16 protein-coding genes are annotated in these 19,526 nt (G+C 72.2%); 2 read left to right on the top strand and 14 right to left on the bottom strand.

The window, feature by feature from the left end:
* Window positions 1-53 precede the first annotated feature (53 nt).
* From ACZ6SD_RS01090 to ACZ6SD_RS01075, 4 genes are read right to left on the bottom strand one after another with little or no spacing between them, the layout of a single operon-like run.
* Complete coding sequence (locus ACZ6SD_RS01090) at window positions 54-1,070, bottom strand: dipeptide epimerase (protein WP_465314839.1); 1,017 nt, start codon at window positions 1,068-1,070, stop codon at window positions 54-56.
* Window positions 1,067-2,122, bottom strand: a complete 1,056-nt coding sequence (locus tag ACZ6SD_RS01085) for a PLP-dependent cysteine synthase family protein (RefSeq protein ID WP_465314838.1) — start codon at window positions 2,120-2,122, stop codon at window positions 1,067-1,069. The genes ACZ6SD_RS01090 and ACZ6SD_RS01085 overlap by 4 nt, the downstream gene beginning before the upstream one ends.
* Window positions 2,119-2,949 (bottom strand): Rossmann-like domain-containing protein, encoded by an 831-nt coding sequence (locus tag ACZ6SD_RS01080; RefSeq protein ID WP_465314837.1) that lies wholly within the window; start codon window positions 2,947-2,949, stop codon window positions 2,119-2,121. Before ACZ6SD_RS01080 ends, ACZ6SD_RS01085 begins: the two co-directional genes overlap by 4 nt.
* The gene (locus ACZ6SD_RS01075) at window positions 2,946-4,199 is read right to left on the bottom strand and encodes an ATP-grasp domain-containing protein (RefSeq protein ID WP_465314836.1); all 1,254 of its coding nucleotides are present in this window, start codon (window positions 4,197-4,199) and stop codon (window positions 2,946-2,948) included. Before ACZ6SD_RS01075 ends, ACZ6SD_RS01080 begins: the two co-directional genes overlap by 4 nt.
* A 204-nt stretch (window positions 4,200-4,403) precedes the next feature.
* On the opposite strand from ACZ6SD_RS01075, the gene ACZ6SD_RS01070 reads away from it, so the two are divergent.
* A complete protein-coding gene (locus tag ACZ6SD_RS01070; protein WP_465314835.1) occupies window positions 4,404-5,381 on the top strand; it encodes a pentapeptide repeat-containing protein in 978 nt (325 codons plus the stop codon).
* A gap of 48 nt (window positions 5,382-5,429) precedes the next feature.
* Here the strand turns inward: ACZ6SD_RS01070 and ACZ6SD_RS01065 are convergent, their stop codons facing one another.
* Window positions 5,430-8,108 (bottom strand): RCC1 domain-containing protein, encoded by a 2,679-nt coding sequence (locus tag ACZ6SD_RS01065; protein WP_465314834.1) that lies wholly within the window; start codon window positions 8,106-8,108, stop codon window positions 5,430-5,432.
* A 120-nt stretch (window positions 8,109-8,228) separates the two neighbouring features.
* Window positions 8,229-11,093, bottom strand: coding sequence for an nSTAND1 domain-containing NTPase (locus ACZ6SD_RS01060; RefSeq protein ID WP_465314833.1), 2,865 nt, complete (start codon window positions 11,091-11,093; stop codon window positions 8,229-8,231).
* 257 nt (window positions 11,094-11,350) lie between these two features.
* On the opposite strand from ACZ6SD_RS01060, the gene ACZ6SD_RS01055 reads away from it, so the two are divergent.
* Window positions 11,351-11,836, top strand: a complete 486-nt coding sequence (locus ACZ6SD_RS01055; RefSeq protein WP_465314832.1) for a PaaI family thioesterase — start codon at window positions 11,351-11,353, stop codon at window positions 11,834-11,836.
* Window positions 11,837-12,010: 174 nt separating this feature from the next.
* On the opposite strand, the gene ACZ6SD_RS01050 is transcribed toward ACZ6SD_RS01055, so the two are convergent.
* From ACZ6SD_RS01050 to ACZ6SD_RS01015, 8 genes are all read right to left on the bottom strand, one after another.
* Window positions 12,011-12,904 carry an acyl-ACP desaturase gene (locus ACZ6SD_RS01050; RefSeq protein WP_465314831.1) on the bottom strand — a complete coding sequence of 298 codons (894 nt, stop codon included), beginning with the start codon at window positions 12,902-12,904 and terminating at the stop codon, window positions 12,011-12,013.
* Window positions 12,901-13,731 (bottom strand): SAM-dependent methyltransferase, encoded by an 831-nt coding sequence (locus ACZ6SD_RS01045; RefSeq protein WP_465314830.1) that lies wholly within the window; start codon window positions 13,729-13,731, stop codon window positions 12,901-12,903. The genes ACZ6SD_RS01050 and ACZ6SD_RS01045 overlap by 4 nt, the downstream gene beginning before the upstream one ends.
* Window positions 13,728-14,000 carry an acyl carrier protein gene (locus ACZ6SD_RS01040; protein WP_465314829.1) on the bottom strand — a complete coding sequence of 91 codons (273 nt, stop codon included), beginning with the start codon at window positions 13,998-14,000 and terminating at the stop codon, window positions 13,728-13,730. The genes ACZ6SD_RS01045 and ACZ6SD_RS01040 overlap by 4 nt, the downstream gene beginning before the upstream one ends.
* A gap of 3 nt (window positions 14,001-14,003) precedes the next feature.
* A complete protein-coding gene (locus tag ACZ6SD_RS01035) occupies window positions 14,004-14,483 on the bottom strand; it encodes a PaaI family thioesterase (protein WP_465314828.1) in 480 nt (159 codons plus the stop codon).
* Between the two features lie 26 nt (window positions 14,484-14,509).
* Window positions 14,510-15,298, bottom strand: a complete 789-nt coding sequence (locus ACZ6SD_RS01030; protein WP_091451276.1) for a ferritin-like domain-containing protein — start codon at window positions 15,296-15,298, stop codon at window positions 14,510-14,512.
* A gap of 20 nt (window positions 15,299-15,318) precedes the next feature.
* On the bottom strand, window positions 15,319-16,956 hold the full coding sequence (locus tag ACZ6SD_RS01025) for an AMP-binding protein (RefSeq protein WP_465314827.1): 1,638 nt from the start codon (window positions 16,954-16,956) through the stop codon (window positions 15,319-15,321).
* Window positions 16,957-17,038: 82 nt separating this feature from the next.
* On the bottom strand, window positions 17,039-18,250 hold the full coding sequence (locus ACZ6SD_RS01020; protein ID WP_465314826.1) for a cytochrome P450: 1,212 nt from the start codon (window positions 18,248-18,250) through the stop codon (window positions 17,039-17,041).
* 8 nt (window positions 18,251-18,258) lie between these two features.
* Window positions 18,259-19,500, bottom strand: a complete 1,242-nt coding sequence (locus ACZ6SD_RS01015) for a cytochrome P450 (RefSeq protein WP_465314825.1) — start codon at window positions 19,498-19,500, stop codon at window positions 18,259-18,261.
* Between the last annotated feature and the right edge of the window lie 26 nt (window positions 19,501-19,526).

The following is a 19,526-nucleotide window of genomic DNA, read 5'->3' as shown; positions in this document are numbered from 1 at the left end:
CGTTGGTTCTGTTTGGTGGGGGGTGGGCTGGCAGGTTGGTTTGGCTGATCGGATCATGTGCGCACCACTCCCAGGCCGGGGGTTCCGGGGAGGCGGAGGGTGCCGGTTTTGCCGTCGATGCCGGTCCAGGGGTCGTGGGCTAGGAGGAGGTGGCCGTCTAGGTCTACCCAGCGGGCGTAGCCGGTTAGGTGGACTGCGGGGGCTATGCCCAGGGAGCTTGCGACTAGGCAGCCGAGCATGATGTCGAGGTTTGCTGTTGTGGCTGCTTCGATGATTTCCCTGGCGGCTTGGAGGCCGCCGCATTTGGCTAGTTTGATGTTGATTCCGGTTACGGTGCCTGCGAGGTTGCGGACGTCGGTGAGGGTTGCGGCGTCTTCGTCGGCTATCACGGGGATTGGGGAGCGTTCGGTTATCCACGCCAGGCGGTCGGGGGTGCCGGGGAGGATGGGTTGTTCTACCGCGTCCAAGGCCAAATCCGCGAGGGTGTCGAGGAGGCGGACGGTTTGCTCTGGGGTCCAGGCGCCGTTGGGGTCTAGGAGGATGCGGGCGTCTGGGGCGGCTGCGCGGACGGCTTTGAGGCGGAGGATGTCGTCGGCCGGGTCTTCTGTTCCGGCTTTGACTTTGAGGACGGTGAAGCCGTTGGCGACGAGGGTGGTGGCGGTGTGGGCCGCTCGGTCTGGGGTGGTGATGCCGATGGTGTAGGCGGTGGGCACGTCCGTCCACTCTGGACGACCTAGCAGCGCGTGCACGGGGATGCCGTGGTGGCGGGCGATGAGGTCGTGGGCGGCCGCGTCTACGGCGGCTCGGACTCCGGGGGCCAGAGAGGTGGCAGGTAGTGCGGCTAGGAGGGCTTCGGGGGTTTCGGGGAGGGTTGGCTTCAGCTCGGTGAGCTGGGCTGCCACCTTTTCCTCATTGAGTCCATAGTAGACACTGGTGACGACCTCACCTCTGCCCTCGGCGCCGTTGTGGGTCAGGGTGACTTCCACGGCAGTTCGGCCGGTCATCACCGAGCGGGAGATTCGGAAAGGTTCGCGCAGGGTCAGTTCCGAGACAGACCAGTCGAGCTTCATGCGGGGACACCTACGGCTACCAGGGGGTCGGGGACGGTGCGGCAGCGCGACCACTCGGACACGGTGGTGGCGGTGGGGTGGGCCACCTCGACGGGGTGTGGGCTGGGGCGGCCGAGCAGGCCGCGTTCCCGGCAGAAAGCGTCGTCGTAGATGGTGTCCAGGTAGCGGTGGGGGCCGTCGGGGAAGATGGTGACCACGGAGGCGCCGGGGTCCACTCTGGCCGCCCAGGCCGCCACCAAGGCCACGGCTCCGGTGCTCCAGCCACCGCCGACCGAGCAGTCGCGGGCCAGCCTGCGGCAGGCGTCGACCACCTCGACCGGGCCCAGCCAGTGGACCTCGTCGAACTGGTGGTAGGCGACGTTGCGGGGGTAGATGCTGCTGCCCAAGCCGCGCATCACCCGGGGGCGGGCGGGCTGGCCGAAGATGGTGGAGCCGACCGTGTCGACGCCGATGAGGCGCAGGCGGGGCCAGTGCCTGCGCAGCTCGGTGACGATGCCCGCGCTGTGGCCGCCGGTGCCGACACTGCACACCAGGACATCGATGCGGTCCAAGCGGTCGACCAACTCGCGGGCCAGGGAGACATAGCCCGCCGGGTTGTCCGGGTTGTTGTACTGGTCGGGCCAGAAGGCGCCGGGCAAGGTCGCCAGGACCTCGCGCAGGCGGTCGAGGCGGGCCTGTTGCCAACCGCCCTCGGGGTGGGGACGGGAGACGATCTCCAGGCGGGCGCCGTGGGCGGTGAGCAGGGCGCGCATGGCCGGTTCGAGTTCGTCGTCCACGATCAGCACGACCGGGTGGCCTAGGGCCTGCCCGGCGAAGGCCAGTCCGACGCCGAGGGTGCCGCTGGTGGACTCCACCACGGGGGCGCCGGGCTTGAGCAGGCCGCGGGACCGGGCGGCGCGCAGCATCGACACCGCGGCGCGGGCCTTCATGCCGCCGGGGCCAAGGCATTCCAGCTTGGCCCAGAAACCGCTGTGCGCATGCGGAAGCGGCGTGGTGATCCGCGCGAGCGGGGTTTTGCCGACCAGGTCCAGAAGCTGCGGATTGGCTCTCACACCGACTCCAGTGGCGGCGCCAGGTAGTGGTGGACAGTGGTCGGGCCGCCGTCGAGCCAGAAGAACGGGTACGGCTCGGCGGCCACGGCGCGCACCCCGGAGCCGATGAACCACGGCAGCACCGCGCTCGCGGTCTGCGCGAACAACGTCAGCGGCTTGCCGGTGGACCGGGCGTGGTCCAACAGGGCGTCCAGGGTGCCGTTGCCGAGGGTCATGCCGGAAGCGAGGATCGTGTCGCACCGGTCGAGGGCGCGCGCGGCGTCGGTGATGACCGGCTCGCCCCACTCGGTGACGCCGCCCTTGAGGTCGCAGGCGACATAGGCGATCCCGCGCCCGCGTAAGTGGTGCAGCAGGGAGTTGACCACGCCGATGACCAGAACCCGTTGCCCCGGCTGGGGATCGAGCAGGTCGATCACACGCTCGGCGCGGGCCATCGACTTGTCCAGCGAGCTGCCCGCCGGAATCGTCAGGGTCTGGGTGGCGTGCTGGGCGTGCGGGCGCACGCTCATCAGGTAGGCGTCGAGGGCGGCGACCCGGATGGCCGCGACCGGGTGGTCGAGCAGATCGTCCACTGTGGACCCGACGCAGTCGTAGACCGCGTCGTCGTTCACCGAGTCCGGCTCGACCGCGCACGAGCCGACCGCCTGGCCGACGCGCAGGCTCACGACGTGGTTGCGGTAGCCCTGCCCGCGGGAGGCGTGGCGGACGCCTTGGCGGGTGACGAACGCGACGCTGACCGACACATCGCCCGGCGCCGTGCCGAACCGGCCCGCCCGGGTGTGGCCCAAGAGGTCGGCGAGGCAGTTGGCGACGACCGGGGCGCTCACGCGGAGCACCGGACCGTCAGGCCGCCGACGAGTTCCTCGGCCCGCCGCCGCGCGCCGAGGCCGGCCCGGTCGACCACCATGACGTGGCCGAGGTAGGCGTTGTTACTGGTCGGCTCCCCCGCGCGGTGCCCGCCGGGCTTGACCGTCCAGTCGACCACATCGGGTTCCGCCGCCAGCCGGTCGGCGCCGTCAACGCCGTCGACGATCCCGGCGTGCGGCGGCAGCAGGAACGAGATGGCGGCGCTGCGCGCCCCGGTGTCGGCGGGCGTGAGCGCGGGCGACTCGCCCACGGCGAGCCGCGCGTAGACCATGGGCAGGTCGATTCCGGTGGTGCGGCGGACGAGTTCGGTGATCTGGTTGCCCGCCGGGCGCGGGTTGACCTCGATGAGCCGGGGCCCGGCCGCGGTCAGTTTCACCTCGGTGTGCGCCACGGCCCGGTCCAGGCCGAGCGCCTTGATCGCCGCGACGGCGGTGTCCGCGGCCGCCTCCGCGTCGGCCGGGGCGAGGTCGGCGGGAAACATGTGCCCGTTCTCGACAAACCAGGGCGCCCCGACGACGGACTTGTCGGTCACGCCGATCACCTGGGTGGCGCCGTCGACGGTGACCGTCTCGACGCTGACCTCCGGACCGACGAGCAGTTCCTCCAACAGCACGGAGGGCACGCGCGGCTGCTGCCGGGCGTTGACCGGGAACGCGTCCATCGCGGTCACCGCGTCCCGCAGCGCGGCCTCGTCATCGACCTTGCGGACGAACATGCCCGCGCACAGGTCGACCGGCTTGACCACCAGCGGATACCCGATCTCCCGCGCGGCGGCCGCGGTGTCCTCCCAGCCCCGCGCCAGGGCGAACCTCGGCCCCGGCACCCCGGCGTCGGCGAGAGCCGCCCGGGTGAGATCCTTGCGGTAGGCCCGTTCCACCGCCTCCGGCGACGACCCCGGCAGTCCCAGGTGCGCCGCGATCCGCGCGGTCGTGGCCAAGTAGTAGTCGCACGAGGAGATCACGCCGTCGAAGCGCAGCACGTCGTGCACCCGCTCCAGGTACGGCAGCAACCGGTCCAGGTCGTTGGTCTCGGCCGTCAGCACGTTGTCCGCGGCGAGCAGCGGATGCGGCCCGGCCGCCGGGTTGGCCCGCAGGTAGTGGTGCAGATCCCTGGTGAGGAACGTGAACCGGTGCCCGGCCTCCCGAATCGCCCTCGGCAGCAGGGTGCTCATCGCCCCGACCCAGCTCTCGACCATCAGCAGGTGCCCCACAACGCTCCTTCTCCGTGCCCGGCTCGACCGGTCGCCAATGATAACCATTATCGTCTCAATCGTACAGGGGAGATCGAAACGAATTTCCGCGCCACATAACGGAATGCTCGACCACGCATATCGTCCACTGAGGACTGACTGTCCGTGATCATGGGATTCCGCCGCCCGGCGCACGGCCGTCGGCCGATCGGACAGAATGATCGGGTGAACTCGAAGAAGGGGCGCCGGTCGCAGGCGCTGGCGCTGCTCGCGACGCTGGTCGTGGCCGTCGGGGTGACCGCGGGGATCGCGCTGTGGGTGCTGCGGGCGGACGCGCGGGCCGGGATGTCGGAGGCGGTCAAGACCGGCGGGCTCGCCGGGGCGGCGGTGGTCGCGCTGTACGGGGTGTGGCTCAACGACCGGCGCCGCCGCGTCGAGGAGGACCGCCAGCACGTCGAGGAGGAGCGGCTGCGCGCCGACGGCGCCCGGATGTCGCACGAGCGGTTCGGGCGGGCCATCGAACTGCTCGGCCACGACGCCGACCAGGTGCGGGTGGGCGCCATGCACGCCCTGGTCGGGCTGGCCCGCAGCACACCGGAGTACACCCAGACCGTGCTCGACGTGCTCTGCGCGTACCTGCGGCGGCCGTACTTCCACAGCGCCTACGAGAACGAGGCCCACGACCCCGACCGCAACGACTACGCCGAGCCCCTCCTGCGGCGGCTCACCGAGGACGAGGCGGCCGATGACCGGGAACACCAGGTGCGGCTGACCGCCCACCGGATGCTCAAGGAGCTGCTGCCGCCCGTGGGCGCGGAGCGGACCTACGACCTCGACCTGACCGGCGCGTCGCTGGAGTACTTCAACCTGGAGGACCGCTCGGTGGGGACCGTGCTCGCCCGGCGGGCCACCTTCTACGGCATCACCCGGCTCGCGGGGGCCGAGTTCACCGGCACCGCCCTGTTCACCGGCGCGGTGTTCCGCGGCCGGGTCGACATGCGCCGCACCCGCTTCCCCGGCGGGCTCTCGCTGCGCGACGTCCGGTTCTCCGAGCACGCGAACCTCAGCGACACGGTGGGCGGGAACTTCGCGGACCTGCGCTGGGTCGAGCCCGCCGACGTGCGGCTGGACAACGCGGTGTTCGGCGGCGCGGTGCGGCTCAACGAGCGCGCGGAGACCGAATCGGCGGCGGTCGCCGAGTAGGCGACCCCGGAGGCGCCGCCCCCCGAACGCGGCGCCTCCGGGTCGCGGCTACATCGCCGCGATCGCGGCCCGCAGGTTCGGCAGCGGGCCGATGTGGCGGGGGTCGGACGCCGGTTGCGGTGCGCCGGTGGCGACCAGAAGCGCGCGCACCTGGGCGGGTGTGAGCGCGGGGCCGGTCTGCTGGGCGATGCTCTGCACCGCGCCGACGGCGCCGACCACGATCGGGCTCGCGCCCGAGGTGCCGTTCATGTTGCTCCAGTACATCTTGTTGGGGTCCGTCGCGGTCGGAGTGAGGTCCCTGAGCATTTCCGGGCCGCCGCCGAGGGTCGCGATGCACTTGCCGAACGCCTGCAAGTTCACGCGCTGCCCGTGAGTGGTGAACGCCGTCGAGGTCCGCTCCGCTGGCCTGCCCGGCACGCACTCCGCGGTGCCGGGGATGTTCGGCGGCTCCCCCGCGCCGACGACGATGGCTCCCGAGTCCGGCCTGCCCATGATCAGGGCCGCGCGCGGGTCGGCGGGGTCGTCGAGGCTGTTGCCGCCGTTGCCCGCGGCCTCGACCACCGTTACGCCCGCGGCGGTGGCCAGGACGATCTGGTCGTACACCGCCGCGTTGAGCTCCCAGGGGTACTGCTGCGAGCCGCCCACGACGGCGAGCGCGACCTCGGCGAGGATCACGTCGCCGGGCTGCGAGGTCTGCCGGGCCAGCGTCATGGCGCCCACGTCATCGGCGGAGCTGGCCAGTCGCAGCCTCGCCCTGGGCAGCAGCCCGGTGACGCCGAGCCCGTTGTCCTCCTGCGCGGCCACGATCCCGACGACCGCCGTGCCGTGCACGGCGACGGGAGCGCACGGCGAGGAGACCGTCGGGTGCAGGCGCACGGGCGGACCGGCGGGCCGGTTGGCCAGTTCCTCGTGGCAGGTGTTCCACAGGTTGCGCATGGTGACGGCCGGTCGCTGCACCCGGCTCGCGGCGGTGTCGCCGGTGCCGAACTGGCCACTGGCGTTGGTCCCCCAGCCCCACACGAGCCCATCCGAGCTGACACCCAGGCTGAACGCCGTGCCCCCGGCGACCAGGGCGCGACTGCTCGGGTCGGCGGGCGCGGGCAGCACCTCGACGGGGAAGTTCCGGTCGACCGTGGTGCCCGTGCCGAGCTGGCCGTTGCTGTTGGCGCCCCACGCCCACAGCGTTCCGTCGTTGTTGACGGCGACGTTGTGCAGGTTGCCCGCGGCCAGGGTGACGACCGCGTTGAGGTTGGCCACCGGCTGAGGTGTCGTGCGGTTGGCGTTGCCGCCGTCGCCGACCTGCCCGAAGAAGTTGTTGCCCCAGCCCAGCAGCGTCCCGTCCGCGCGCCGCGCGATGCTGTGCAGTCCGCCCGCCACGATCTCCACGGCGTCGGTCACGCCGGTCACCGGCGCCGGGGCGGCGCTCGACGCGGTGGTGCCGTTGCCGAGTTGGCCGCTGCCGCCCGCGCCCCACGCGCGTGCCGCCCCGGTGGTGAGCAGGGCCAGCGAGTGGGTGAAGCCTGCCGAGATGCCGCCAGGCCGTGTCGAGACGCCGGTGAGGCCGGGGACCGTGATCGGGGTCGCGCTGAACGAGACACTGGACGGGGACACGCCCAGTTGGCCGTTGGCGTTGTTGCCCCAGGCGCGGACGGTGCCGTCCGCGCGCACCGCGAGCACGTGCCCGCCGTTCGCGCTGATGGCCACGACCCCGGTGAGGCCGGGGACCCGCGCGGGGACCAGCCGGGTGGCCGTGTCGCCGAGGCCGAGCTGGCCGAAATTGTTGGCACCCCAGGTCCAGACCGTGCCATCGGTCTTGAGGGCGACCGAGAAATCGGTGCCCGCGGCGACCGATTCGACGTTGGTCAGCCCGGTGACCGTCAGATACACCGAGCTGTTCGCCGTGGCGCCGGTGCCGAGCTGGCCGCTGCCGCCCGCGCCCCACGCCCGGACCGTGCGGTCGTCCGGCGAGCCCGGCTCGGCGATCACCGCCAACGCGTGGCTCTGGCCCGCGGCGATGGCGCCCCGGCGGACGGCGACGCGGTCGCGAGTTCCGGCCTCGATGTCGGTGACGGTGACGTTCTCGCCCTTGCCGCCGGGCAGGGCGTTGGCGCTGTCCGCGTCGATCCCGGTGCCCGCGCTCGCGCCGACCGGATTGCGGTAAACCTGGTTCGGGCGGAACGGGTCGGCCGCTGGCGCCACGGTGGCGAACGGGACCTGGGCGATCTCGACCGCGGGCAGCGCGTTGAGCTCGGCGGCCAATGCGCCCGCGCCAGCGGGAACGGTGATGGCGAACCAGGAGTTGAGGTCCGGCAGTTCGCGGCCGACGCGCCGCTCCAGCCGGACGCGCTCCTCGATGACGGCGACCTCGGACACGGTCGCCGGGCGCAGCGGGCGAATCGTCGCCCCGGGACGCCGGTCGAGCACCGCGCGGATCGCCGCAGTGTCCTGGCTGTCCTGGCTGTCCCGAGCCACCGGCCGCCGGTCGCGAACCCGCACTTCCCGGTCCGCGCGGAACTTGACCATGACCTCGGTGGCGGAGTCCGGCGCCGGGATCGCGAGGGCCTTGTCTTGGCTGTGGTCGTAGGCGTGGATCGGCTGCGCCGCCGCGGTCGCGGCGCCTGCCGACGCCTGGTGCGTGAGAAGAGGCGACGCGACGGCCGCCAGGGCTAACGCGAGCGACGAAAGCCGTCTTCGCCTGCCGGACTGCCTGCGGATGATCTTGGACATGGCGCTCCCTGCCTGAGTGTCGGATGCGGTCGACCGCTGTCGATCTGTAGCGCACCCGGGTTGTTCAGGATCAGGACGCGGAAAGCGAACGACGGCCGGTGAACAACCCCGGCTCCGTGATCACGGGCAGGGCGGCTCGTAGTCCAGCCCGGGGAGGTGGCGTTCCCACTCGGCGCGGCTGATGGCGGGTCGTCCGATGGCGCACGCCCTGGCCTCGGCGCGGTCGCCGTCGATCTCCCACAGCAGCGCGGTGTGGTCGTCGCTGCCGGTGGCCAGGGTCCGCCCGTCCGGGCTGAACGCGGTCGCGTTGATCGCGCCCGCGTGCCCGGTCAGGGTCGCGCGCTCGGCGGGCCGCCCGCGCTCGGCGAGGTCCCACAGCCGCACGGCCTGGTCGTAGCCGCCGGTGGCGAGCGTGCGCCCGTCCGGGCTGAACGCGACCGAGCCGACGATGTCGCTGTGCGCGGCCAGGGTGGTCAGCTGGGTCGGGCGGCTCCGGTCGCCGACGTCCCACAGCCGCACGGCGTGGTCGTCGCTGCCCGAGGCGAGGGTGCGGCCGTCCGGGCTGAACGCCACCGCGCTGACGAAGTCGCCGTGGCCGGTCAGCACGGCCAGCTCGGCGGGACGGGCGGGATCGGCGGTGTCCCACAGCCGCACCGTGCGGTCGTCGCCGCCGGAGGCCAGCGTCTTCCCGTCCGGGCTGAACGCCACCGGCTTGACGTTGAGCGTGTGGCCGGTGAGCGTGGACAGCGGCGCGGGGCGGGCCGGGTCGGCGACGCCCCAGAGCCGCACCGTGCGGTCGTAGCTGCCGGAAGCCAGCGTGCGGCCGTCCGGGGCGAACGCGACGGAGAAGACGACGTCGGCGTGGCCGGTGAGCGTCGCCGCCTCGGTCGGGCGCTTCGGGTCGGCGACGTTCCACAGCCGCACGGTGTGGTCGCGGCAGGCGAGGGCGAGCAGGCGGCCGTCCGGGCTGTACGCGACCATGGCGATCGAGTCGCAGTTCCCGGCGAAGCCGCCCGCGGGTGTGGCCAGGACCGGGTCGCCGATGTCCCACAGCACCACGCTGCCCTCGAAGCCCGCGGTGGCCAGATGCCGCCGGTCGGGCGCGAAGGCGACCGAGCTGACCACCTGGGTGTGCCCGGCGAGCGGAACGGCCAAGGTGCTGATCAGGCCGTCGCGGGCCTGCCTGCTCGGCACGAGGCGGTACGCGGCGAGGCTGAGCTGGGCGGCCAGCGCGGGGTTCGTCGCGCGCAGCGCCACCGCCTCCTTGGTGACCTCCTGGGCCAGCAGCGCGTTGCGCTGGCGGGTCACGGCGTTGTCGGCGCGGATGGCGTAGACGGTCGAGGCGGCGCTGAGCGCGAGCAGGACGGCGAGAACCGCGACGAGCTGCCGCAGCCGCCGGGTCCGCCTGCGGTCGGTGGCGTGCTCGGCGGCCTCGGCGGCCAGGCTCGCGTCGAGGAACGCCTGCTCGCGCGCGGTGAGCGTGACCGCGCCGCCGACGAGCTCGCGGGCCATGGCCAGCCGCGCGCCCCGGTAGAGCGCGCCGGGATCGCGGTCCAGCGACTCCCAGGCCGCGGTGGCTTCCACGAGCTGCCGGTGGATGCGCAGCGTTTCCCGGTCCTCGGCGAGCCATTCCCGCAGCAGCGGCCAGCAGCGGATCAGGGCCTCGTGGGTGATCTGCACGCTGTCGCGGTCCCGGGTGACCAGCCGGGACCGCACCAGCCGCTCCAGCACCAGCGCCCCGTCCGCGTCGAGGTCGAGTTCGGCGACGTCCACCCGGCGCTTGGTGTCCTCGGTGCCCTCGCCCAGCGCCACCAGCCGCAGGAAAAGCTGCCGGGACCACTGCCGCTGCCGGGGAGACAGGCTCTCGTGGACGGCGGCGGCGGTGCGGGCCACGGCCTCGGCGATGCCGCCAGCCGCGTCGTAGCCCGCCGAGGTCAACGTGGTGCCGCGGCGGCGCTTCCACGTTTCCAGCAGGGCGTGCGAGACCAGCGGCAGCACGCCCGGCCTGCCGGTGGCGTCGGCGATCACCCGCGACACCAGCGCGGTCTCCAGCCTGCACCCGGCCTCGGCCGCGGGCCGGGTGATCGCGGCCCGCAGCTCGTCGGTGGTCATCGGCCCCACCAGGAACTGGCCGTCGCGGATCGCCTCGACCAGCTCGGGGTGGTGGGCGCAGTGCGCGTAGAAGTCGGCGCGCACGCCCAGCACGACCCGGGTCCTGCTGTTGGGCGCGTGCGCGGCGGCGCGCAGCACGGCCAGGAACCGCGCGCGCTCGTCCGCGTCGCGGCAGAGGGTGAACACCTCCTCGAACTGGTCGACCACCACCAACAGCTCCGCCGAGGCGGGTTTGCCCACCAGCGCTTGCAGGGCGGTCATGTGCAGGCTGTCGTCGTCGGTTGCCATCGCCGCGCGCAAGTCGATGGCAGACGCGCCGACCAGGTCGGCCAGGTGCGCTGCGCACTCCTGCGACGGACGCGGCCCGGGGGTCATCAGCAGCACCGGGCCGTCCGCGCGGCTCGCCAACCCGGCGCGCAGCAGCGAGGACTTGCCCGACCCGGACGGGCCGAAGACCACGACGAACCGCTGCGCGGCGACCCGCGCCGCCAACTCGGCCACCAGCCGGTCCCGGCCGAAGAACCGGTCGGCGTCCTCGACCCCGAACGGAGCCAGCCCGACGTACGGGGCCGCGCCATCGGCGCCGGTCGGCTCGGCGGAGTCCGCGTCGAGCGCCGCGGCAACGTCGCGCCAGCGGCGCTCCCATGCCTCGGTGTCGCCGCCGCACGCGCCGACGTAGGCGAGGGTCACCGCGAGGCTGGGCAGCCGCCGCCCGCCCGCCGCGTCCGAAAGAGCGCCGGTCGAGTAATGCGCGCGCCTGCTCAGCTCCCGATAGGCGGGCCTGCCCGCCTTCTCGCGCAGCGCGCGCAAGTCGGCGGCAAACCGCAGCAGCGGACCGTCCTCGCCCTCCAGCGGGCGTTCCCCTCGCGGCACCGCCGTCCCCTCCGCGGGGCCCGCGGCCCCCGCTGGTTGTTCACCACATGTCGTTCACCGGTCACGGCGTGGCACTGAACAACAAGGATGCACTAGACAGGACCGCGTCGAACGACAATCCCGATCATCGGTGCTGGGGGTACCGGTGAACGGCCGATCACACGATCGGAATCCGCCATCGCGGGGATTCCGGCAAGGAGGTGTTCACCCCACGCTGCTCGAATCGGGAGGACATCCCGACGGCGAGAAGGACCGCGATGAACACCAACGGCACCGAGGTCACCACCGAACCGACGTCCGCCGCCCGCATCCGCGAGCTGCACACCGTCCTCGAACACGGCGTGAACACCGGCCAGGGCGTCGGCGTCTCCCTCGGCGTCACCGTCGAATCCCTCGAAGAGGGCCGCACGGTCTACTACCTCGACCCCAGCCCGGCGACGATCAACGCCATGTACGCCGTGCACGGCGGGGTCCTGGCGACCCTGATGGACACCGCCATGGGCAGCGCGGTGTTCACCAAGCTCGGCGACGGCGTGCTCTACACGACGCTGGAGCTGAAGGTGAACTTCATCCGCACGGTCCGGGTGGACGGCGAGCGGCTGCGCTGCGAGGCCAAGACCATCCACGTCGGCCGCAGCACCGCGACCGCCGAGGCGCGGGTGACCGACCCGTCGGGCAAGCTGATCGCGCACGGCTCGTGCACCTGCATGATCTTCCAGCCGCAGGCCAACGGCTCCGCGTGACCCGCCGTCGCGACGGCCACAGCGTGGTGGCCTTCGCGACCGGTTGTGCCTACGCGGTGCGCGGAAGCACAGGTAGACGAACGCTCGCCTGCGCGGCGGCCGGATTTTCCCCTGCCGGATAAGGGGAAGGAGCGCCAGGCGGGGACAGTCCTGGCGCTCCTTCCGCTGGGTGGGTCAGGCGGGCAGCGAGGCACACTGGGCGATGAAGCGGGTCAGCTCGTCCTGGCGGTCGGACTTGGTGTCCACCGCCCGGTCGATGACCCGGATCAGGTGCTCGTAGGCCTCGGTGTGGTCGTAGCGGGCCACGTCGGCGATCTTGAGCGCCCAGCGCCAGTAGCCGCGCATGGTGTCGGCCAGCGGCATCCGGAACCCCGCCACCACATCGCGGATCGGCTCGACCACGGCGTCCCCGTAGGCCCGCAGGTAGCGGCCCACGACGTCGGCCATGAACGTGAAGTGCCGCGCCTCGTCGCGCGACAGCCGGTTCAGCACGGTCTTGAGCACCGGGTCGCCCACCACATCACGCAGGTGCTGGTAGTACATCTGCGTGGCCTTCTCCTGCACCAGCGCGTAGGCGAAGAACTGCACCGAGTGCTCCAGGGGCAGGGCGAACTCCTTGCGCCCCTCGACGGCCAGTTCCTCCCACAGCGCCGTGCGCTCGGCGATCCCGGCCGCCACCTGGTAGCGGGTCAGCGCCCGCGCGTGGGTGTCCTCCTCGAACGCCCACCGGATGGTGAAGTGGTACAGCTCCCGGTTGTGCACGAAGATCGCCGGATCCACCTCGCCGTCCACCGGGAAATGCTTGTGGTAGATGTCGAAGTAGCCGGGCAGGTGGTCCTCGATCAGGGTGATGAACCGGACCGCGGAAACCTGGCCCTCGGTGAGCTTCCCCGCGTCGGCCTCGGCCCAGTCGACGGCGGTCTCCACGTCCCAGCCGCGCGCGGCGGGCGAAGCGGCCATGAACCCGTCGACGGCGGCGGCGATGTCGGTCGCGGGCAGCAGCGGCCCGCCCGCCTGGGCACTCACGGGCAGGGTCGACGTCGGTGATTCGCTCGCGGATCGAGTCATCGGGCGTTCCGGCACACTAGGGCGTAGTGCTTGGTGGTGTATCCCCAGCCCGCGTTGGCGACCTCAAGGTAGTGCGTCAGCTTCGCGGTGAGGCCGGGCTCGTAGGACTCCAGGCGTTCCTCGGCCGCGGCGACGTTGCCCAGCCAGTCCTCGATGGTGCGCCGGTAGTGGTCGGTCAGGTCCTCCACCGCGGTGATCGAGAACCCGGCCCGCTCCGCGCCAGCGACAAGTTCCGACAGCGGGCGCATGTCGCCCCAGCCGAAGATATCGTTGCGGACGAAGTCGGTGCCGCTGCGGGCGTCGAAGGCCGCGTGCGCGGCGGCGTTGCGGAAGCAGCTTTCCGAGACGTAGAGCATCCCGCCCTTGCGCAGCACCGCGCGCGCCCGGCCGAACACCTCGTCCAGGTCGGGCATGTGCACGATGGACCCGAGCATGGACACCGCGTCCATACTGCGCGGCGCCAGGTCGAGCCGCTCGAAGTGCCCGACGCGGGTGCGCACCAGGTCCGCGACGCCGAGTTCCTGGGCGCGGCGGGCGATGTAGTCGTGCTGGCGCGGGGCCGGGCTGACGCCCAGCGTCTCGCACCGGTGCTCGCGCGCCATGAACAGGATCAGCGCGCCCCAGCCGCAGCCGATGTCGAGCAGCCGCTCGCCGCCGCGCAGCCGCAGGCACTCGGCGACGAACCGCAGCTTGTTCTCCTGGGCGTCGGCCAGCGGCTGGTCCGGGGTGGCGTAGAGCGCGGAGCTGTACTTGCGCAGTGGGTCGAGGAACTGACCGAAGACCTCCGGGTCGAGGTCGTAGTGCTGGTTCGTGTCGGCGACTGTCACGCCTGCTCCCGCAGGGTCTTGTCGACGACGGCGGCAACCTCGCCGACGGTGGCGACGCCGAAGACGTCCTCGTCCTCAAGCTCGATGTCGTAGCGCCGCTCGATCTTGGCGATCATCCGCAGCACCTTCACCGAGTCGACGCCCTCGACGGCGCGCAGGTCGGTGTCGGGTGCGAGGTCCGCGGCGGGCACGCCGATCTCGGCCGCGGCGATCTCGGTGACGGCCGCGGTGATCTCGGTGACGCTGTCGAGGCTGGTGGTCTCGGCCATGGTTCAGGCTCCGTTCGGGGCGAGTGTCGCGGTGATGGCTTGGTCGAGCAGGGCGACCTCGTCGTCGCCGAGGGTGAGCTGGTGGCGCACCTGGTCAAGGGAAAAAGGCTGGTAGACCGCCGTGGCGGTGGCGCAGACGACGTCATCGGCGTCGAGGACGTCGGCGGAGCCGTGGAACAGGTCCCCGTCGTCGGCCCGCAGCCGCGCGACGCACCGGTACGGGCGGTCGACCAGCAGCGGGGTGACGAAGCGGGTCCGCATGGAGACGGTGAACGCGGGGCGGCGCCGCTCAAGGACGATGAGGTTGCCGATGGTCTCGTCGCAGATCACGCCGACGAGGCCGCCGTGCACCACGCCCGGGTACGACTCGAACCCGCGGTCGAGGGCGAACCGCGCTTGCAGCCCCTCGGGGTGGGCGTGGAACTCCAGGCGCAGGCCGTGGAGGTTGTGCGGCGAGCAGCCGAAGCAACGGTAGTCAGGCAAAACCGACCACGGCACCTGAATACTCATTACGCCAATGCCTCTGCCAGAGCGCGCCGGACCTTGCCGTTGCTGCCGAGGTCGAGGCCGGTCATGCCGCCGAAGGTGCGGCGGATCTTGTCCTGCAGCACGTCCAGCTCGCCGTCCGCGGCGACCTTCTCCAGGAACAGGTCGAAGCCGGTGTCGATGGTCTCGTGGTCGCCAAGGTCGCTGATGCCCGCCTTGAACGTGCTCACCGGGTGCTTGATCTTGGCCTCGGAGCTGTAGACGTAGAGGGTCTCCAGCACCGAAGGCAGCTCCTCCGGACGCTTCTCCAAGCGCTTGGTGGTGTAGTGGATGAACTCGCGGGCGTGTCCGGCCTCGTCGCGGCTGGCGTTGAGCAGCAACGACTTCAGCACCGGCTCCTCGACCCAGGCGGCGACCGCGCGGTAGACGTGGTTGACGGTCAGCTCGGAGATGATGTTGGTCGCCAGCGTCGCCGAGGGCGTGGTGCCCGGGGCGTAGGGCTCGCGCATCGAGTCGACGGCGCGGTCGTCCACGGCCTCGCCGACGCCCGCGAGCCAGGAGCGGAACGCGTAGTGGTGCTGGACTTCCTGGTAGCCCCAGACGACGGCGAAGGTGGAGAAGTCGTAGTCGTCGACGAACTCGTTGAGAAAGCCGTGCACCGCGGCGATCACGTTGGACTCGCCCATGGTGGCGCTCTTGGCCAGGGTCACGTACTCGGGCTTGACCAGGTCCCGGTCGATCGAGTCGACGTCGAGGTCGGCGAGCTTCCAGTGCAGGCGCTCGTAGTGGCGGAAGACGTCATAGCTGTGCACGGGGTCTCCAATCAGAGGGTCTACGGGGTGGTCGCGGCGAGTTCGCGGGCGGCGAGCCGTTGGAACTTGCCGCTGCTGGTGCGCGGGATGGCCCGGGGCGAGACCAGCCGGACGGTCACCGCGGCCAGGCCGAGCTCGGCGGAAACCGCCGCGCGCAGGTCAGCGGCCAGGGCGTCGGCCGCCGCGCCCGCCGCCTCGGTCTCGGCGATGAGCAGGATCGACTCGTCTCCGTCCGGCGCGGCCACGGCGACGCACCGTCCTTTGTAGATTCCCGGGGTCCGGCGGGCGATGGCCTCGACGTCCTGCGGGTAGTAGTTGCCGCCGCGCACGGTGATCATCTCCTTGCGCCGCCCGGTGATGAACACTTCGCCGTCGCGCCGGTAGCCGAGGTCTCCCGTGCGCAGCCACCCGTCCACAAAGGACTCGTCGGTGCGGTCGACGGCGAGGTAGCCCGCGGTCACCGGGGCGCCCTGGATCAGGATCTCGCCGACCTGCCCGTCGGCGAGGTCACCGCCCGCCTCAGGGTCGACTATGCGCAGCCGCAAGCCTTTCACCGGGGCGCCGACGCCCGCGACCGCCCGCGCGCCGGGGGCGTCCGGCTCGACCGGGACGGCCCGGCCGCCATCGGCGAGCTTGTCCCGGTCGACGTGCTCGAAACGCGGCTCCCTGCCCAGCGGCGGGAAGCACACCGCCAGGGTCGCCTCGGCCATGCCGTAGACGCCGAACATGGCCTCGGGCGTGAAGCCGCCGGGGGCGAACCGGTCGCAGAAGGCGCGCACCGCGTCGGCGGCGATCGGCTCGGCCCCGTTGAACGCGATCCGCCAGTGCGCCATGTCCAGCTCGGCGGCCTCGGCTGCGGTGAACGCGGCGGCGAGCTGGTCGTAGCCGAAGTTCGGCATCGCGGTGATCGTCGCCCCGCTGGCCAGGAACTCGCGCAGCCAGCGCGCCGGGTCCTTGATGAACGACAGCGGCGACCACACGAACGCCGGGATGCCGATGAGGACCGCCGACAGCGTCCCGAACAGGCCCATGTCGTGGAACAGCGGCAGCCAGAACCCGCCGCCGTCGCGCGGCCCGAGCGCGATGCCCTCGCGGATCGCGGCGAGCCCGCTCACCACGTTGTCGTGGGTGAGCCGCACGCCCTTGGGCAGCGACGTGCTGCCGGAGGTGAACTGCACGATGGCCAGATCGCCGCCGCCGACATCGGGCAGGGCTCCGTCGCCGCTCACACTGTCGGTGCCGATCAGCTCCAGGCCGGGCAGGGTGTCCTTGAGCCCGTCGGCGAGCGTGCCGAACCGGTGCGACACCAGGATCTTCCGCATCCCGGCCGCTTCGGCGATCGCGGTCAGCCGCGCCGGGTAGGCGCCCGCGTGGCGCATCCCCAGCGGCAGCGGCAGCGGGGTCGCCGCGCCGCCCGCCGCGCTCACCGCGAACAGGCTCACCAGGAACTCGGGCGCGTTGGGGCACAGGATGCCCACCGGCTCGCCGCGCGCCACGCCCCGCGCGAGCAGCCCGGCGGCCATCGACCGGGCCGCCGCGGCGAGATCCCGGTAGGTGATGGATTCCTTCTCCGAGGGGAACTCCGCGGTCACCTCCGGGTGCGCGGCGGCCACCCGGTCGAGGATCGCGTGCAGGGTTCCCCCCACTGTCTCACTCACGGTCTCCCCCACCACTGTCCCGCCCGTCACCGGCGCGGCGGGCTCGTTCACTCCTGGCTGGTTCACCCACATCACCCCTTGCTCAGCGGAAGGAGACCGGCAGCGCGCGCGGGCCGCGCATGGACACGCTGGGCCGGTATTCGGGCTGCTCGTCGAGCAGCCGGTAGTCGGGGGCGCGCAGCATCAGCCGCTCAAAGAGCACTTCGCTCTCCAGCCGGGCCAGCGGGGCGCCGAGGCAGAAGTGCGGGCCGTGGCTGAACGCCAGGTGCCGGGCGGCGCCGCGGGCCGGGTCGAAGCGCAGCACGTCGAGCCGGTCGGGGTCGGCGAAGACCTCCGGGTCCCGGTTGGCCGACGCGGCGAGCAGGATCAGCCCGGTCCCGCGCGGCAGCGTGGCGCCCGCGAACTCCACGTCCCGCATCGCCACCCGGGTGGGAAACGGGACCGGGGTGTCGAAGCGCAGGAACTCTTCGACCGCGATCCGGCTCAGGCTCGGGTCGTCGCGCAGGATCGCGCGCTGCTCCGGGGCGCAGGCGAGGGCGAGGACCCCGCCCGCGATCAGGTTCATCGTGGTCTCGAAGCCCGCGATGAGCAGCAGCACGCCGATGTCCACGATCTCCTTGACGCTGAGCCGGTCGCCGCCCTCGGACACCGCGACCAGGCCGCTGAGCAGGTCGGGCCCCGGGTCGCGCTCCCGCTCGGCGATCAGCGCGGCGAAGTACTCGGCGAACGCGGCGACGGCGACGCCGCGCGCCCGCTTCTCCTCGTCGGTGAGCAGGGCGTCGGGGTCGAGGCCGCGGCTGATCGCGGTCGCCCACTCGCCGAACACGCCGTGGTCGGCGGTCGGGACGCCGAGCAGTTCGCAGATCGTGGTCAGCGGCACCAGGTAGGCGACCTCGGCGACGAAGTCGACCTCGCCCTCGGCGATCGCGGCGTCGAGCAGGCCGTCCACGATCTCGGTCACCCTGGTCCGCAGCGCCGCCACCGCGCGCACCGTGAACGCCTTGCTGACCAGCGACCGCAGCCGGGTGTGGTCGGGCGGGTCCATCAGCAGGAAGGACCCGGGCAGCAGGTTCGGGTCGACGCCGGGGCGGAACGGGTTGATGCCGGAGAAGTAGCCGTGGCCAAAGTCCGGGTCGCCGAACACCGCGTCGCAGTCGGCGTAGCGCGGGACCAGGTGGATGCCCGGCACGTACTCGTGCAGCGGACCCGCCTCGCGCAGAGCGCGGTAGACGCCGGACGGGTCGGCCCGCGTCTCAGGGGCGAACACGGCTGCGGGGTTGATCGTGGTGGGCATGGCCGCTCCTATGCCTGGAACCGGGTGGGCAGCGCGGCCAGGCCGCGCACGACCAGGTTCGGCTTGTACGGCGGGGTGTCGGTCAGCGGTTCGAGCACGGACACCTTGCGCAGCAGCACTTCCAGCAGGATCTCCATCTCCAGCAGGGCCAGCGGGGCGCCCAGGCAGTAGTGGATGCCGAGGCTGAAGGCCAGGTGCCGGGGCGGCGGGTTGCTCCGGTCGTGGTAGCGCGTCACGTCGAGGCGGTCGGGGTCGGCGAACACGGTCTCGTCGCGGTTGCCGGAGTTGATCAGCACCACCACGCCGTCGCCTGGCTCGAAGTCGTGGCCAGCCACGGTCATCGGCTTGGTCGCCGAGCGGGTGGTGAGCTGCACGGGCGGCTCGAAGCGCAGCAGCTCGTCCACCGCGGCCGGGATCAGCTCGGGGCGCTCGCGCAGCAGGGCGAGCTGGTCGGGGTTGCGCATCAGCGCGAGCAGGCCGCTGCCGACGAGGTTCACCGTGGTCTCGTGGCCCGCGACGACCGTGGTGACGCACGTGCTCAGCAGCTCGGTCTCGGTCAGCACGTCGCCGCGGTCCTCCACCGCGGACAGCGCGCTGAGCAGGTCGTCCTTCGGGTCCGTCTTGCGCTCGTCGATCAGTTCCCGGACATAGGCCATGAACTCCCGCGCCGCGGTGCTGCGCGCCTCGTGCGCCTGCGGCGTCATCAGCGGGTCCGGGTCGAAGCCGCGGGCCAGGTCCTGCGACCAGCGCTGCACGTCGGCGTGCAGCGCGGCGGGGATGCCGACCAGCTCGCAGACGATCGTCAGCGGCAGCGGGTAGCCGATCAGCTGGATCAGGTCGAACTCGCCCTCGGCCAGCGCGTTGTCCACAAGGGACTCCGCGAGCGCGGCGATCCTGGGCCGCAGCCGGGTCACCATGTTCGGCACGAACGCCTTGGACACCAGCCCGCGCAGGCGGGTGTGGTCGGGCGGGTCCATCCACAGGAACGAGGTCGGCATCTCCTCGGCCGCGTGCTCGGCGGCGACGCTGGGGTGCATCTGCGCGGCCTCGTCGGCGTGGCTCCACGCGGTGTTCTGCAGGACCGCGGCGCAGTCGGCGTAGCGGGTGATCAGGTGCAGCCCCAGCGGGGTGCGGTGCACCGGGCCCGCCGCCCGCAGCTCACCGGCCGGGGTGTAGGGGTCCGGGCGGTTGTCCGGCAGGAACAGCCGGGCCATCGCCGAGTCGACCAGGCCCATCGCGGAGGTATTCATGCGACTGAGCACAGCAGCGATGAATG

It is taken from the genome of Actinokineospora sp. NPDC051303 (genome assembly GCF_055586285.1).
This window is presented reverse-complemented; position numbering and strand designations above follow the sequence as displayed.